Annotated in this window: 15 protein-coding genes; 9 read left to right on the top strand and 6 right to left on the bottom strand. The window is 66.7% G+C overall.

Going from position 1 to position 15,625, the window contains the following annotated elements:
- Positions 1 to 11 precede the first annotated feature (11 nt).
- Positions 12 to 518, top strand: coding sequence for a ribosomal protein S18-alanine N-acetyltransferase (gene rimI / locus ACQP0C_RS36560; protein WP_433734756.1), 507 nt, complete (start codon positions 12 to 14; stop codon positions 516 to 518).
- The gene (gene tsaD / locus ACQP0C_RS36555) at positions 515 to 1,558 is read left to right on the top strand and encodes a tRNA (adenosine(37)-N6)-threonylcarbamoyltransferase complex transferase subunit TsaD (RefSeq protein ID WP_433727597.1); all 1,044 of its coding nucleotides are present in this window, start codon (positions 515 to 517) and stop codon (positions 1,556 to 1,558) included. The genes rimI and tsaD overlap by 4 nt, the downstream gene beginning before the upstream one ends.
- 85 nt (positions 1,559 to 1,643) lie before the next feature.
- Here tsaD and ACQP0C_RS36550 read toward each other — a convergent pair whose 3' ends face one another.
- Complete coding sequence (locus ACQP0C_RS36550) at positions 1,644 to 3,203, bottom strand: Hsp70 family protein (RefSeq protein WP_433727594.1); 1,560 nt, start codon at positions 3,201 to 3,203, stop codon at positions 1,644 to 1,646.
- A gap of 747 nt (positions 3,204 to 3,950) precedes the next feature.
- On the opposite strand from ACQP0C_RS36550, the gene groES reads away from it, so the two are divergent.
- Both groES and groL read left to right on the top strand, forming a co-directional pair.
- Positions 3,951 to 4,250: a co-chaperone GroES gene (groES, locus tag ACQP0C_RS36545; protein ID WP_040686722.1), complete on the top strand. Its 300-nt coding sequence runs from the start codon at positions 3,951 to 3,953 to the stop codon at positions 4,248 to 4,250.
- 88 nt (positions 4,251 to 4,338) lie between these two features.
- Positions 4,339 to 5,949, top strand: a complete 1,611-nt coding sequence (gene groL, locus ACQP0C_RS36540; RefSeq protein ID WP_433727592.1) for a chaperonin GroEL — start codon at positions 4,339 to 4,341, stop codon at positions 5,947 to 5,949.
- 150 nt (positions 5,950 to 6,099) lie between these two features.
- On the opposite strand, the gene ACQP0C_RS36535 is transcribed toward groL, so the two are convergent.
- The 3 genes from ACQP0C_RS36535 to ACQP0C_RS36525 all read right to left on the bottom strand — a co-directional run bounded on the left by ACQP0C_RS36535 (position 6,100) and on the right by ACQP0C_RS36525 (position 7,552).
- The gene (locus tag ACQP0C_RS36535; protein WP_433727590.1) at positions 6,100 to 6,351 is read right to left on the bottom strand and encodes an RskA family anti-sigma factor; all 252 of its coding nucleotides are present in this window, start codon (positions 6,349 to 6,351) and stop codon (positions 6,100 to 6,102) included.
- Between the two features lies 1 nt (position 6,352).
- Positions 6,353 to 6,928, bottom strand: coding sequence for a sigma-70 family RNA polymerase sigma factor (locus ACQP0C_RS36530; RefSeq protein WP_433734755.1), 576 nt, complete (start codon positions 6,926 to 6,928; stop codon positions 6,353 to 6,355).
- Positions 6,929 to 7,258: 330 nt separating this feature from the next.
- The gene (locus tag ACQP0C_RS36525; RefSeq protein WP_014981828.1) at positions 7,259 to 7,552 is read right to left on the bottom strand and encodes a WhiB family transcriptional regulator; all 294 of its coding nucleotides are present in this window, start codon (positions 7,550 to 7,552) and stop codon (positions 7,259 to 7,261) included.
- 627 nt (positions 7,553 to 8,179) lie between these two features.
- Between ACQP0C_RS36525 and ACQP0C_RS36520 the strand changes: the two genes are divergently transcribed.
- The 3 genes from ACQP0C_RS36520 (at position 8,180) to ACQP0C_RS36510 (ending at position 10,882) form a co-directional block, all read left to right on the top strand.
- Positions 8,180 to 9,055 carry a hypothetical protein gene (locus tag ACQP0C_RS36520; RefSeq protein ID WP_433727587.1) on the top strand — a complete coding sequence of 292 codons (876 nt, stop codon included), beginning with the start codon at positions 8,180 to 8,182 and terminating at the stop codon, positions 9,053 to 9,055.
- A gap of 128 nt (positions 9,056 to 9,183) precedes the next feature.
- Positions 9,184 to 9,762, top strand: coding sequence for a sigma-70 family RNA polymerase sigma factor (locus ACQP0C_RS36515; protein ID WP_354951867.1), 579 nt, complete (start codon positions 9,184 to 9,186; stop codon positions 9,760 to 9,762).
- On the top strand, positions 9,755 to 10,882 hold the full coding sequence (locus tag ACQP0C_RS36510) for an anti-sigma-D factor RsdA (RefSeq protein ID WP_433727585.1): 1,128 nt from the start codon (positions 9,755 to 9,757) through the stop codon (positions 10,880 to 10,882). Before ACQP0C_RS36515 ends, ACQP0C_RS36510 begins: the two co-directional genes overlap by 8 nt.
- Before the next feature lie 217 nt (positions 10,883 to 11,099).
- Here ACQP0C_RS36510 and ACQP0C_RS36505 read toward each other — a convergent pair whose 3' ends face one another.
- Positions 11,100 to 11,513, bottom strand: a complete 414-nt coding sequence (locus ACQP0C_RS36505) for a DUF5319 domain-containing protein (protein WP_040686729.1) — start codon at positions 11,511 to 11,513, stop codon at positions 11,100 to 11,102.
- A gap of 223 nt (positions 11,514 to 11,736) precedes the next feature.
- Between ACQP0C_RS36505 and guaB the strand changes: the two genes are divergently transcribed.
- Positions 11,737 to 13,281 (top strand): IMP dehydrogenase, encoded by a 1,545-nt coding sequence (guaB, locus tag ACQP0C_RS36500; RefSeq protein WP_433727583.1) that lies wholly within the window; start codon positions 11,737 to 11,739, stop codon positions 13,279 to 13,281.
- 304 nt (positions 13,282 to 13,585) lie between these two features.
- The gene (locus ACQP0C_RS36495; RefSeq protein ID WP_433727581.1) at positions 13,586 to 14,758 is read left to right on the top strand and encodes a GuaB3 family IMP dehydrogenase-related protein; all 1,173 of its coding nucleotides are present in this window, start codon (positions 13,586 to 13,588) and stop codon (positions 14,756 to 14,758) included.
- Between the two features lie 58 nt (positions 14,759 to 14,816).
- Here the strand turns inward: ACQP0C_RS36495 and ACQP0C_RS36490 are convergent, their stop codons facing one another.
- Positions 14,817 to 15,617 (bottom strand): alpha/beta fold hydrolase, encoded by an 801-nt coding sequence (locus ACQP0C_RS36490; RefSeq protein WP_433727579.1) that lies wholly within the window; start codon positions 15,615 to 15,617, stop codon positions 14,817 to 14,819.
- Between the last annotated feature and the right edge of the window lie 8 nt (positions 15,618 to 15,625).

Genomic DNA, 15,625 nt, shown 5'->3' with positions numbered 1-15,625 from the left:
GCATCGAGCCCATGAACGGCGCGGATATCGAACGCTGCGTCGAACTCGAACAGCTGCTGTTCCCGGAAGACGATCCATGGCAGGCGGTGTCCTTCCGCTCCGAACTGGCCGGGCGGCACAACCGCTATATCGTCGCCCGCGACGACACCGGGCGGATGGTCGGCTATGCGGGCATCGCACTGCTCGGCGATGCCGAACACCCCGAGGCCGAGGTGCACACCATCGGCGTCGATCCCGGCTACCACCGCGCCGGCATCGGCACCATGCTGCTGGAGGCGCTGCTCGCCGAGGCGGGCAAGCGCGGCGGACCGGTCTTCCTCGAGGTGCGTACCGACAATGCCCCCGCCATAGCGATGTACGCCAAACACGGCTTCCACATCATCGGCCTGCGCAAGAACTACTACCACCCGAGCGGCGCCGACGCCTACACCATGCGCAGGCCCGAGCTGACCGCCGCGAACCAGGCCTGGGGCCCGCAGCCGAGCGAAACGGCACAACCGAACGAGGTGCTCTCGTGATCGTCATGGGTATCGAAAGTTCCTGCGACGAAACCGGAGTCGGCATCGTGCGCCGCCACGCCGACGGAACCTGCGAGCTGCTCGCCGACGAGGTCGCCTCCAGCGTCGAACAGCACGCCCGCTTCGGCGGTGTGGTGCCGGAGATCGCCTCGCGCGCACACCTCGAGGCCATCGTGCCCGCGATGCGCCGGGCGCTGGCGGCAGCGGGCATCAGCCAGCCCGACGCGCTCGCGGTGACCATCGGTCCCGGACTGGCCGGTGCGCTGCTGGTCGGTGTCGCGGCCGCGAAAGCCTATGCGGCAGCGTGGGATGTGCCGTTCTACGCCCTGAACCACCTCGGCGGACACGTCGCCGTCGACACCCTCGAGCACGGTCCGATGCCGCCGTGCGTCGCGCTGCTGGTCTCCGGCGGGCATACGCATCTGCTGCACGTCACCGATCTGTCCGAGCCGATCGTCGAACTGGGCAGCACCGTCGACGACGCCGCGGGCGAGGCCTTCGACAAGGTGGCCAGGCTGCTCGGCCTCGGCTTTCCGGGCGGGCCCGCGCTGGATGCCGCTGCCGCGCACGGCGATCCGAAGGCGATCGCCTTTCCGCGCGGTATGACCGGACCGCGCGATCCACGCTACGACTTCTCCTTCTCCGGTCTGAAGACCGCCGTCGCCCGCTATGTCGAGGCGGCCCAGCGCAATGGCTTCACCGCCGAGGAGCTGCCGATTCCGGATATCGCGGCGTCCTTCCAGGAATCGGTCGCCGATGTGCTCACCATGAAGGCGGTGCGCGCGGCCCAGGATGTCGGCGTCGACACCCTGGTGCTCGGCGGCGGCGCCACCGCCAATTCCCGAATCCGCTCCATGGCCGAAGAACGTTGTGCGGAGGCCGGATTGCGCCTGCGTGTCCCGAAGCCCCGCCTGTGCACCGACAACGGCGTAATGATCGCGGCCCTCGGTGCTCATGTGATCGCGGGCGGAGCAACTCCATCGCCCTTGACGGTCGCCACCGACCCCGGCCTCCCGGTCTCGGTCAGTCGAGTCGGCTGACTCCCAATAGGGTTCGGATCGCTAACGAAGGCGCGGCTGCCCAGCACAGCGCTCTCCGGTGACCGACACCGAGCGCGCACGCCGGTCAGTCGTGCGGCCCAACCTCCACCACAGCCCCGGACCGACTGGCGGACGACCCCGAATTCGGCTCGAGCGGGAGCGGAATTCGTGATTGCGCGGGTGCCGGCGTCGGACCGAGCGGCACCGTCGACGAGCCCTGGGCCGGACCGTATTCCCGCCCCGACGAGCCTGGCGCAGTCCGGTTACCGAACAGCGGACCGAGCAACTCTGGGAACGGTATCGGCGGCAGGTTCGGATCTGGACGGAGCGTTGGCGCGTTCGGGTTGGTGGTCGCGGCCGGTGTCGAGGCGGTCGAGATGGACGGTTGGCTCCGATCCGGGGTGAGCGAGGGGATATTGGCGCCGGAGGGCCGGTTGGTGCTCTCCCGGCTCGGGCCGGTGGTCGAGGTGCCCGCGCCGGTGGGCGGCACCGCCGACACCGGCGGCGTCGGTAGTTGCGCGCTGCTGGTGGTGCCCGCAGGGGAGATGTCGTCGTCGCCGGTCGGCGCGAATGTCTTTACGCCATAGCCGATGACCAGCCCGACCACCACGATCGCACCCGCCAGCGTGCCGACGACCTTGGTGAAGGTGCCGACGGGCGCGTCGGCCGCGCCGAGCGCGACCACCGGGAATACCGACGGCTGCACCGAATCCGCCACCAGCGCCGCGCCTTTGGCGATCACCGCCTCTGGATCGTCGACGGTGTGCACCGGCAAATTCAGCTCACGGGCGAGGGTGGAGATCACCGCGGGGATATTGGCGCCGCCGCCGATCACGATCACGGCCTGCGGGAACTTGGGCGAGCGCGCGAATGCCGCGGCGGCGAAGACAGCCATATCGCGCAGCAGATCCGAGATCAGTTCCTCGAAATCGGCCCGGGTCAGCTTCAGTGGCTGCCCGGCGACATGGTCGATGGTCACCGCGGGCGCGATCGACAGATGTTCCTTGGCGGCGCGACCGCGGTTGGTCAGCATGCCCCGATTGGGTCGGGTGCCGCGCCGAGCGTAGTGCAGATCGACGAGGTGGTGATAGATCAGCTCATCGATAGCGTTGCCGCTGATCGCGCCGGTGCGTTCGGTGCGCAGGATGTCGGCGTCGGCCTGTTCGGCGACGGTGATGCTGAGGCCGGTCGCACCGAGATCGACGATGGCGACGGTTTCGTAGCGGTCGACCAGTCCGGTGTGGCGCAGATACGTGAGCGCCGCGGTGCCTTCCGGAACCAGCCGCAGATCGCGCTGTTTGCCAGTGGCCGAACGGATTACCTGCGCCTGCTCCTTGCTGCGGTAGGCCACGGCGACGCTGGTCGGCGGGCGACCGGCGGCGGAGTCGACACCGATCGGTTTGCCGCCCGCGAAGCGCGCGCCGACCGGATGCGCGGGGAAGGCCACGTCGTAGGACAGCTGCGTGGTCGGTAGCTGGGTGGTCATCAGCTCGATCGAGGACGCGACGAGATCGCCGAGATCGGAGTGGGCCGCGTCCGCGGAGACCACCCGATAGTCGAAACTCTGCGCGCCATTGGACGCGGTCGCGACCAGCGCCGAGCACACGACCTCGTTACCGGCCGAGATGCCGAGGGATGTTCGCATGTCACCTCCCTTCGAGCGGATGGTCATGGTGTTGCCGACCATCTCGAATGGACAGCCGAAACGCTCGCGTGGATGGCGAACGATTCGGACGCGGGACCCGGCCGACCCGTTGTCCGGATGGGTCGCTGGGACGGCCATGGATCACGTGTGGTCTTGCCCTCTGGTGAAGCTTCTTTTGAGAAACGTTTGTACTGTGACGCTGGTTCGGATTGGTGCTGACGCTGACCTTGTTCTGGCGAAAAGGGGGTACTGCTGTGTGCTGCAGGGTATTTCGTGACGCTTGTTGCTCCCCCCACGACGCCGGTTCATGGCGAACACGGCAAGCGGAGCACGACCGTCGTCAATACTGTCACAATCCGTTATCCGAACGTTACAGATTTGACGAAGTCTTGGGAAGCCCTAGCCCCCTGGGCGTGGCGTGGTTTGCGCCACCGCGCGGCGCGGCTGACGACACGGCCGCGGTGTGGCCGATGACGCCGACTCGGCGCGGCCAACGGTTTGGCACAGTCCAACCTTGAGCGCTGGCACTCTCATGTATAGAGTGCTAGTCGGCACTGTGTGATGTGCGTGTGCCAGTTCGACTACTGAGCAGGGTCCCGGCACCCGCGACGACGGGGCTGATGCGCAGGGTCGAGTCCGGGTGGCCAGTGGTGACTGCTTGCGGGCCGCCCGAAACAACACCGATACCGATGGTCCGGGACAACAGTTCCGGACGACCGCAAATCCCCTGAAAGTGGAGGGCTCAACGTGGCGAGCGTGAACATCAAGCCGCTCGAGGACAAGATCCTCGTCCAGGCCAACGAGGCCGAGACGACGACGGCCTCCGGCCTGGTCATCCCCGACACGGCGAAGGAGAAGCCGCAGGAGGGCACCGTCATCGCCGTCGGCGAGGGGCGCGTCACCGACAAGGGTGACCGCATCCCGGTCGACGTCAAGGAAGGCGACGTCGTCATCTACAGCAAGTACGGCGGCACCGAGATCAAGTACCAGGGCGAGGAGTACCTCATCCTGTCGGCGCGCGACATCCTGGCCGTCGTCACCAAGTAGCCGATAAGGCACATGCGTTCCGCCCCGGTGTCTTTCGCGACCCGGGGCGGAGTGCGTTCGGCCAAGAACACACAGGAGCTGACAACACATGGCAAAGCAGATCGAGTTCGACGAGAAGGCTCGTCGTGCTCTCGAGCGCGGCGTCGACAAGCTCGCCGACGCGGTGAAGGTCACCCTCGGGCCGCGTGGTCGCCACGTCGTGCTCGCGAAGGCCTTCGGTGGCCCCACCGTCACCAATGACGGTGTCACCATCGCGCGCGATATCGACCTCGACGACCCCTTCGAGAACCTCGGCGCCCAGCTCGTCAAGAGCGTCGCCACCAAGACCAACGACGTCGCGGGTGACGGCACCACCACCGCCACCGTGCTGGCCCAGGCGCTGGTGCGCGCGGGCCTGAAGAACGTTGCCGCCGGCGCGAATCCGATCTCGGTCGGTTCGGGCATCGCCAAGGCCGCGGACCTGGTGTCCGAGGCGCTGCTGGCGCAGGCCACCCCGGTCTCCGGCGAACAGGCCATCGCACAGGTCGCCACCGTCTCCTCGCGCGATGAGGAGATCGGCGAGATGGTCGGCAAGGCGCTGACCACCGTCGGCAAGGACGGCGTTGTCACCGTCGAGGAGTCCTCGACGCTGCAGACCGAACTCGTCGTCACCGAGGGCGTGCAGTTCGACAAGGGCTACCTCTCGCCCTACTTCGTCACCGATGCCGACAGCCAGCAGGCCGTCCTCGAGGACGCCTACATCCTGCTGAACCGGGAGAAGATCAGCTCGCTGCCCGATCTGCTCCCGCTGCTGGAGAAGATCGCCGAATCCGGCAAGCCGGTGCTGATCGTCGCCGAGGACGTCGAGGGTGAGGCACTGTCCACCCTGGTCGTCAACTCGATCCGCAAGACCCTCAAGGCCGTCGCGGTGAAGGCCCCGTTCTTCGGTGACCGTCGCAAGGCGTTCCTCGACGATCTGGCCATCGTCACCGCGGGCACCGTGGTCAACCCGGATCTGGGTATCTCGCTGCGCGAGGCGGGCATCGAGGTGCTCGGCAAGGCGCGTCGCATCGTCGTCACCAAGGACGACACCACGATCATCGACGGTGCCGGCACCGCCGAGGACATCGCGGCCCGTGGCGTGCAGCTGCGTCGCGAGATCGAGGCGACCGACTCGGATTGGGATCGGGAGAAGCTCGAGGAGCGACTGGCCAAGCTGGCCGGTGGCGTCGCGGTGATCAAGGTCGGCGCGGCCACCGAGACCGCGCTCAAGGAGCGCAAGTACCGGGTCGAGGACGCGGTGAGCGCGGCCAAGGCCGCCGTCGACGAGGGCATCGTGCCCGGTGGTGGCACCGCCCTGGTGCAGGCTGCCGCCAAGCTCGTCGAACTGCGCGACTCGCTGTCCGGCGACGAGGCCGTCGGCGTCGAGGTGGTGCGCACCGCACTGCAGGCGCCGCTGTTCTGGATCGCCACCAATGCGGGTGTCGACGGCTCCGTGGTGGTCAGCAAGGTCACCGAAGGCAAGGAAGGCTTCAACGCCGCGACCCTCACCTACGGTGATCTGCTCACCGATGGTGTGGTGGACCCGGTGAAGGTGACCCGCTCCGCCGTCGTGAACGCGGCCTCGGTGGCTCGGATGATCCTCACCACCGAAAGCGCCGTGGTCGACAAGCCCGAGGAAGCAGAGCACGACCACAGCCACCACGGCCACGCGCACTGAGTTCACTGCTCAGCTGACGGCCGAATGGCAAAGGCCCTCGGGACATCCGTCCCGGGGGCCTTCGTTTGTGAACAATATGAACGCAACTACCGCACAACAAGTCGAAAAATATCAATCGCGGTAACCGATCTCGCCTCGAGGAGGCGTGACTCAGGATGCGACGGGCGGTTGTTCCGCGGCAATGGCGGCGAGCAACCGGCCGCGCAGGGCGGCGGGCGGCTGGGCCGCCGTCGCCACCGCGAGGGCGGAGAGAACTTCCTTGGTCTGCTGCACTTCGGTCATGAAGTCCGCGCGTAGCGCTGGGTCCTCACCGTCGAGCACTTCTTGTACCGCATTGTGGTCTTCGTCGTCGATCGATCCGAGCGCGACGGTGTGCGCGAGATCGATCTGGGCTTCGTTCATCTCACGTCACCCCCAAACTTTTCTTCAGTCGTGTCAATCCGTCCCGTATGCGGGACTTAACGGTCGGTAACCCTACGCCGAGGTAGGTTGCGACTTCGGCGTAAGTTCGCCCGCCGTAGTAGGCGAGCGATATGGCCTCCCGTTGGGTCTCTGTCAATGTCCCTAGACCATCCAGGACGGCTTGCTGCTCGAGTCGTCGCTCCACTTCTTCGGTGACCTCATCGAATTCATTGCCGAGAACCCTGATCCCGTAAGCGACTTCACGGAGGGTATGGGCCTGCTCGGTGCGGACCCGGTCGACGGCTCGTCGGTGAGCGAGGGTCATTAACCACGTCACCGCGGATCCTTTGGCCGCGTCGAAACTTGCCGCGGTCCGCCAGATCTGAAGAAAGACCTCCTGTGTGGTCTCCTCCGCGTATCCGGGGTCGTGCAGTACGCGTAGCACCAGACCGAAGACGCGCGCACACGTTCGGTCGTACAGCTCAGCGAATGCCTCCTGGTCGGACCGGCCGCAGCGTTCGAGAAGTGCGGCGAGCTCGATACTTTCGGCGGCGCGTGCCGTAACCGCAGAATCCACCCGGATGCCGGGTGGGATGGCTTCTCTTCGGAACGAGTCGCCCTCTGCGGCCGGCGGCCGCGTTGTCACAACGCTCCATTCTGTGTCATCGGTCACTACCGTAGCGGGTCGCTATGGCACCCGATTCGGTGGGGTGTCGGCAAACCGCCTGCTGCCTGGCAACTTTCTGGAAAACTTCGACACGCCAGGTGCTTCCGGGAAGGGACACGCCATGACGCGCCGATGATTATCGTGAAACGCCGGATGTGCAACCGACTTCAGCTTGTGGCCATCGCCGGTTGTTTGCTAGGCATTCGGCGCGCCGCGCCACGCGGATGGGAAGAAGTTCGTTTATACGGCCATACGACGGCGGTTGCGCCGCGCGTGCATCTCGCGCTCGGTTTCGGACATACCGCCCCAGATGCCGTAGGGCTCGCTGACTTTGAGGGCGTGGCTGCGGCACTGCATGAGCACCGGGCAGGCCCGGCAGATCTCCTTGGCGCGCATCTCGCGTGCGGTGCGGGCGCGACCGCGTTCACCGTCCGGGTGGAAAAACACCGCGGAGTCCTGGCCTCGGCAGGATCCTCGCATCTGCCAATCCCAGACGTCCGCGTTCGGTCCGGGGAGGTGGGTAGGCATGGGCATGGTGAACTCCTCGTGGTGCGAGCTCGTCAGCGTTGTCGAGCAGTTGTTCTGCAACAGTTGTGGCCACGGCGCTGCATCGGCGCGGCGTGCCCTGGGCTCGCCTATTGCGGTCGCTGCAATTTCGCGCGGCGCCGACGGTGGCGATGAGTTACGTTAGGTCCAGCCGCGAAATTCCGTCAATAGTTCGATGCAGCAGTTTTCTAAATCTTAAGCTGCGAAATTTAACCTCCGGGCTGTTTACTTTTAACACCTTTCCAGTAATACTGATCGGTTGACCAGCGGCCGGCATCTCTTGGCATGGCGCCAGTATTCCGCATTCCCGCAGGTGGGAACGGGTTCGAGGGTTGCGTCGCGATCGCCGGCCGGTCCACCCTAACGTGTGTCCGGTCACAGCGTCGATCGGCGGGTCCGACGTCTGCTCGATCGGAGATGGCGGAAACGGGGCGCTGAGGTTAATTGCGCGAAACGCATGTGAATTCCAGGCGCACGCGCTACGGGATTGCCAGGACACTTTTACTTGATCGAAACACGACATCGGCGACAGAAATGCTGAACGGTAGCCGGATGTACCCGGCTGGCGGCTTCTCTGCGCGCCGCCACACGTGGCGCGCAGGATAGAGTTCGGCCGTGCTCGCGCCAGCTTCCCCTATATATATCGGGTCCGCCATGCTTGCCGATGCGGCTTTCGGCACCTGCCCCGGACGTGCCGCTACCGAGTTGCCAGCTGCCGTGCGCCCCCTCGATACCTGGTATCGGGCGGTAATTCTGGGTGGCCAGGGGTGCTACGCCGCGGCGCGCGAGGAGTTGCGCTCGCTATCGGCCAGCACCGCCGATCCGGTATTGCTGTCACTCGCCGCGAGCACCGGGGGTTCACTGCTGCGCCAGCTCGGCTGGCACGCCCGCGCCGCGGCCTTCGACGGTCGCGCGGCCGCGCTGATCCTGCCGACCGGATCCGTCGATCGCGACGAATTCGCACCGAATCGCGTCGACGCGGTATGCGATGCGCTGACCGGCCTCGCGGCCGACGCGCTCGGCACCGGCCGTCTCGCACTGGCCACCCGGCTGCTCCGGCGCAGCCATGACGAGTTGACCCGTGCGGGGTCCTCGGCGGGCTGGCGAGCGCTGATCCGCTGGCATTGGGTCTGCGCGGAGACCGCACTCGCTTCCGGGGCCGCCGATACCGCGGCGCCGCACGCCGCGACGGCCCTCGCGCTCGCCGAGGACGGACCCTCGGTTCGGCACCGCGTGAAGTCCAGGCTTTTGGTCGCCGCGACCGCCGCCGCCTCCGGTGACGGCGAACGCGCGCGCGTGCTCGCCGATGAGGTCGCCGAACAGTGCCGCGAGCACGAATTGCTGCCATTGCGTTGGGCCAGTTCGATGTTGCGCGCGGGGGTCTGCACCGGGACTCGCGTGACTGCGGCCGAGGCCGACGCGCGACGGTCTGCCGAGACCATCGGCCGTCGTGGCGGGCACTTTCGTCCCATGAGTGATTCCCGACTCTGATCCCAGAGACCACCGTGTTGCCCGTATCCGCGGGTTGTATCGCTATTGTTAGATCCGTTCCGCCCCTTCGGCGGAAGCACTGTTCATCACCGACGGTGCCACTTGTAACGCCAGGAAATTCTCTGACGATGACGAACACGGGCGAAGAGTTGGACCTCGCCGTCGCTGCCGCTGCGCAGGGCGACAGATCCGCTTTAGCCCAGGTACTCGAAATGGTCCGCCCGTTGGTGGTGCGCTATTGCCGCGCGCGGATCGGCGCCGCGGAGCGTGGACAGCTCTCTGCGGACGACGTCGCGCAGGAGGTATGTCTGGCTGTGATGACAGCCTTGCCCCGGTATCAGGACCAGGGCAGGCCCTTCATGGCCTTTGTATACGGAATCGCTTCGCACAAGGTCGCCGATGCTCATCGCAATGCCGCCCGTAACAAGGCGGAGGCAATGGCCGAAGTACCAGATGTCATATCCACCGACCAAGGCCCGGAACAGCGAGCACTGGAATCCGAAACGAGCAGGCAGATGAACAGCCTGCTCGCGACGCTTCCAGAGAAGCATCGCGAGATTCTGATCCTGCGTTTGGTCATGGGTTTGTCAGCAGAAGAAACCGCAGTCGCCGTGGGCAGTACGGCGGGTGCGATACGCGTCGCTCAACACCGGGCGCTCGCGAAACTGAAGTCACAAGTGGCGAGGGCAGGTGAAATGTATGGCTAGGGATGGCGAGCGCGGTCGGGGCGACTGGAAGGCGCGACGTGGATCGCGAAACAGCGGTCCCTACGCCGGGAGCGATGACACCGGACCGGTGGACATCGCCGCGGTGCGCCGAGACGATGCGCTGATCGATGCCATTGCTAGCAACGGGCCGGTGCAAACCGACAGCGCGGAGGAGTATCAGCTCGCGGCGCTGCTGGCGGACTGGCGAGCGGAGCTGATTTCCCCACCGCTGCCGAGCGAACCGAATCTCGATGAGATCGTTGCCGCGGTCAACCAGGAGATCGGTGCCCGGCAGGTTCGTATCGGCGCGCAGTCCGGTGGGCGACTACGGCTTATTCGTCCGATCCTCGGAGCGGCGGCCGCGCTGGCTCTGGTCATCGGAGGTCTCTCGGCGTTTTCCTATGGCGCCGCCCCGGGTGATCCGCTGTGGCGGGTCAAGGAAGTCGTGTTCAGCGAACAGGCGCAGAGCACCGTGGTGCAACGCGCCGACAATGATCTGGCGAACGCGAAAGTGATGCTCGACCAGGGCAATCCGGATATGGCCAGGCAAAAGCTGGAGGGCGCCAAGGCAAATGCGGAGCTGATCGACGATCCGGTCAAGCGGGACAAGCGGATCAGTGAATTCGACGCGTTGCTCGCGCAGTTGAGCAAGGTCGCCCCGGAGATCGCGAGGTCGCTCGCGCCGAGCACGTCGACGACGACGCCGAGTTCGGTGACCGATGGCAGCACCATCACCGCACCGACCACCAGGCCGTCCGGCGATGGTGGGTCGACCTCCGCGGGGGTGCCGCCGGTCGATACGAAGGCGCCTACAACGACGGAGCCGACGGTGGCGGGTACACCGAATACACCGGGTAAACCCACTGTGCCGACGACGCCGGTGACGACCGAACCGCCGCAGCAGCAGCCGCAGCAGCCGAGTCAGACGCACGCGCCCCAGGGACCGCCGTCCACCGTCGTGGGAACCCAGCCCCCGCCGGTCCAGCCGACGGCGGACACCGGCGTGCCGGTACAGCCGCCGACCCATCAGCAGCCGTCGACCGGTGGTGGCAACACCTTTGTGATTCCCAGTGGTTTGCCTGGTCTGCCCGGGTTGCCCGGATCGGTACCCGCCGCATAATCGGAGTTGGTGCTCCACAAGCGCTTTGGCTTCTAGAGAAGCGCTGAACCCGCAGCCACGCTGGGGCGTACGCATATTCGGACGCCCGAGCGTGTGCGTGGCTCGATATCCGAATTGCCGTGCATGAAACGATTGCCGACCGACGGTCGGCTTTTTGTGTGTCAGCTATTTCACATCGCGCCCGCGCGTCACCGCGCGTGGTACTCGGGGTGCGATATCAGCTGTCGAACCCGTCGAACCCATCGCCGTGGAAGGCCTCGTTCATCGAGGCATCGGCGTATCCCCGGCAGTAGTCCCAGGTGACGTACGCCTCCGGCATCGGATCGTAGGCGGGCTCGTGCGGGCGCACCGTGCCGTCGACCAGCAGCTGAAGCAGGTTGGCGCGCAGCATGTCCCAGTCGTGGTAGTGGTCCTGTCTGCAGTCCTCGCAGCTGACCACAAGTCCTCGGATGCCACGGTGCGCTAGTAGTGCCTCATACACCGCAAGGTCGGCGAGATCCTCCTCGACCGCAAGGCGCTCGTGGGGATCCAGCGGCTCGCCGGGCTCGATTGCGTCGAGTGCGGCGGACGGGTCGGAGGGGTCTCCGGCGAACGGATCCGGCGGCAAGCCAGGTGGTAGATGGTCACGCACACCCCCACGGTACGCAGAACAGGGTGCTCTTCGCCAGCTATGTGGCGCGCCAGTTTCGGCGATGGGCTCAGTTCATCGGTGTGTTTGCGGGGCAGATACCATGGTTTGCAGGCCCGGCCGGTACCCGACATCGCTGGCGGAGCCGCCACCGTCCATTCCATCAGTCCACGACGCCGGTCATCCGGCGTTCGTTGCTTTCGACGTCCAGGAGGGGTCGATCCGAATGAGTAATCCCGTATCGGGCGAACGAATCGCGGTCCGCCCTCCTACGGGTGGTGACGATCCGAACAAGATCGCCATGCTCGGCCTTACGTTCGACGATGTGCTGTTGCTACCGGCCGCTTCGGATCTCATCCCCAGCTCGGTGGAGACCTCCAGCCAGCTGACCCGCGAGATTCGGCTGCGCACCCCGCTGTGCAGTTCCGCGATGGATACCGTGACCGAGGCGCGGATGGCCATCTCCATGGCGCGCGCCGGCGGCATGGGTGTGCTGCACCGCAACCTGGCCGTCGCCGATCAGGCCGCGCAGGTCGAGACGGTGAAGCGGTCCGAGGCGGGCATGGTCACCGATCCGGTGACCTGTCGTCCCACCGACACCCTGGCCGAGGTCGACGCCATGTGTGCGCGCTTCCGCATCTCCGGTCTGCCGGTGGTGGACGAGACCGGCGCGCTTGTGGGCATTATCACCAACCGTGATATGCGCTTCGAGGTGGATCAGAACCGCCGGGTCGCCGATGTGATGACCAAGGCGCCGCTGATCACCGCGCAGGAGGGCGTCACCGCCGAGGCCGCGCTCGGCCTGCTGCGCCGCCACAAGATCGAGAAGCTGCCGATCGTCGACGGCGACGGCCGCCTGCGCGGACTCATCACCGTCAAGGACTTCGTCAAGACCGATCAGTATCCGAACGCCACCAAGGACCGCGACGGCCGCCTGCTCGTCGGCGCCGCGATCGGCGTCGGCGAGGACTCCTGGTCGCGCGCGATGACTCTGGCCGACGCCGGGGTGGACGTGCTCATCGTCGATACCGCGCACGGCCACCAGGCCGGTGTGCTGCAGATGGTGACCAAGGTCAAGGCCGAGGTCGGCGATCGCATCCAGATCGTCGGGGGCAATGTGGCCACCAGGGCCGGTGCGGCCGCGCTGGTCGAGGCGGGCGCGGATGCGGTGAAGGTCGGTGTCGGGCCCGGCTCCATCTGCACCACCCGCGTGGTCGCCGGTGTCGGCGCGCCGCAGATCACCGCGATCCTCGAGGCCGTGGCCGCGTGCAAGCCGCACGGTGTTCCGGTGATCGCCGACGGTGGCATCCAGTTCTCCGGTGATATCGCCAAGGCCATCGCGGCGGGCGCGTCCACGGTAATGCTCGGCTCGCTGCTGGCCGGTACCGCCGAATCGCCGGGTGAGCTGATCCTGGTGGGCGGCAAGCAGTTCAAGAGCTACCGCGGCATGGGTTCGCTCGGTGCCATGCAGGGCAGGGGCCAGGCCAAGTCCTACTCCAAGGACCGCTACTTCCAGGATGACGTGCTCGCCGAGGACAAGCTGGTGCCCGAGGGCATCGAGGGCCGGGTGCCGTTCCGCGGACCGGTCAACCAGGTGATCCACCAGCTCGTCGGCGGGTTGCGGGCGGCCATGGGCTACACCGGGTCGCAGTCCATCGCCGATCTGCAGGAGGCGCAGTTCGTGCAGATCACGGCGGCGGGGCTCAAGGAGAGCCACCCGCACGACATCACCATGACCGTCGAGGCGCCCAACTACACTGGTCGCGGCTAGCCTGCTCGACAGTGGTGTACGGGACCGTCCGGTCCGTGCATGATTGAGCTTGTTCGCAGGTCGTCGTGGTCCAGAGCCGCGACGGTCGGGCGAAGCGAGTGGTCGGGGATTACGAGTCCCGATGGCCAGGTCCCCGCTCTGTCGACCACGACGGAGCGAGTCCTACGAGCGATCCGTTCGCGGCCCGCCTCGCGTGAGTCGTCGAAACGTGTGCACACAGGTGCCAGTCTCGACGGCTCGGACGCGAGACATCAGGGGCCGTGAACACGCCGCGCCAGCGCGGCCAAAATAAAGGAGAAGACGCGTGCGCGACATGGTCGAGATCGGCATGGGCCGGACCGCCCGGCGTACCTATGAACTGGACGACGTCGATATCGTCCCGTCGCGGCGGACCCGTTCGTCGAAGCAGGTATCGCTGGCGTGGCAGCTGGACGCCTACCGGTTCGAGATCCCGTTCCTGGCGCACCCGACCGACGCGCTGGTCTCGCCGGAGTTCGCCATCGAACTCGGCAGGCTCGGCGGACTCGGTGTCATCAACGGTGAGGGGCTGTGGGCCCGGCACGCCGATGTCGCCGCGAGGATCGATCAGCTGCTCGAGCTCGTCGCCAAGGGCGGGTACGAGCGTGCCGTCGGGCTGCTGCAGGAGCTGCACGCCGCGCCGATGCAGCCGGATCTGCTGGCCGCCGCGGTCGCGCAGGTGCGCGCCGCCGGTGTCACGGTTGCGGTGCGGGTCAGCCCGCAGAACGCACGTGCGCTGACCCCCGCGCTGGTGCAGGCCGGTATCGACCTGCTGGTGGTGCACGGCACCATCATCTCCGCCGAACATGTCGGCGACGGTGAGCCGTTGAACCTCAAGACCTTCATCGCCGAACTCGACGTGCCGGTGGTCGCCGGTGGTGTCAGCGATCACAAGACCGCGCTGCATCTGATGCGCACCGGGGCCGCGGGCGTGATCGTCGGCTACGGCTCCTACCCGGGTGCCACCACTACCGGCGAGGTGCTCGGCATCGGGGTTCCGATGGCGACCGCGATCGCCGACGCCGCCGCCGCGCGCCGCGACTACCTGGACGAGACCGGTGGACGCTATGTGCACGTGATCGCCGACGGTGATATCGCGACCTCGGGCCAGCTGGCCAAGGCCATTGCCTGTGGCGCCGATGCGGCCATGCTCGGCGTGCCGTTGGCCCTAGCCGCCGAGGCGCCCGGTCGCGGCTGGTACTGGCCGTCCTCGGCCGCGCATCCGTCGGTGCCGCGCGGTTCGCTGCTGCACGTGGAGGATCCGTGGGATCTGGGCGGCGAACTGTCCGGTGATACCGGCGAAACCGTGCGCCCGAGTCTGGAGCGGGTACTGTTCGGGCCCTCCGACGATCCGTTCGGCTCGCTGAATCTCGTTGGCGGCCTCCGCCGTTCGATGGCCAAGGCGGGCTACTCCGACCTCAAGGAATTCCAGCGGGTCGGGCTGAGCGTGCGCGCCTGACCACACAGTTTTCGCGCAGCACGGTATTCGGTGAGCTGCGCCGACGCTGGCGCGGCGTTCAGCGGACGCGGGTCGGCGCGGTGTGTTCGCGCAGGAACTGCCGGATGACGGCGTTGACGGGTTCGGGGTGCGTCATCGTGACGGCGAGGCGTGCGCCCGCGATCTCGACGTAGGTGGATACGGTCAGCCCCTTGGCCAGTTGTTCGGCGCGGTCGCGGGCGATGCCGCTGTCGGTGGCGTGAATCACCAAGGCGGGGCAGGTGATTTCGGATAAGCGGTCCAACACCGAATCGCGGCCGAGCAGACAGCCCGCGGCGACTTCGATGCCGCGGCGGTCGCGGACCAGCCAGCGTTTGGTCCAGATCGAGCGGTACCACTCGTCATCGCCGATCAGCCAGTACGCGAGTTGTTCGACGGCCTCCTGCCGGGAGCCGTCGTCGTACCACTCGTCCAGGAATTTCTGGGTCGCGGTGGACTGTTCGGGTGTCGGGCCGTGCGCCTCGGTGCTGATCAAGATCAGCGCGGAGACCCGCTCGGGTGCGATGAGCGCGGTGCGCAGCGCGGTGAACCCCCCTTGCGCGGTACCGCCGAACACCGCGCGTTCGACGCCGAGATGGTCCAGCACGGTGAGGGCATCGCGCGCGGCGGTCCAGTAGGTGAACGGCAGCCCCGAGTCCCTGGTGCGGCCATGTCCACGCGCATCCCAGGACACGATCCGGAATTCCGGTGCGAGCGCGGCCATCTGGGACGCGAACATCGTTCGGTCCATGAAGAATTCGTGTGCTAGTAAGACCACCGGACCGTCGCCGCCGCTGTCCTCGTAATGGATGTCGGCGTCTATCGCACGGGCGAAGGGCACGGCATGAG

Source organism: Nocardia sp. CA-129566 (assembly GCF_050956075.1).
Classification (GTDB): domain Bacteria; phylum Actinomycetota; class Actinomycetes; order Mycobacteriales; family Mycobacteriaceae; genus Nocardia.
The sequence above is the reverse complement of the archived record's forward strand: the minus strand, read 5'-3'. Positions and strand labels throughout refer to the sequence as shown.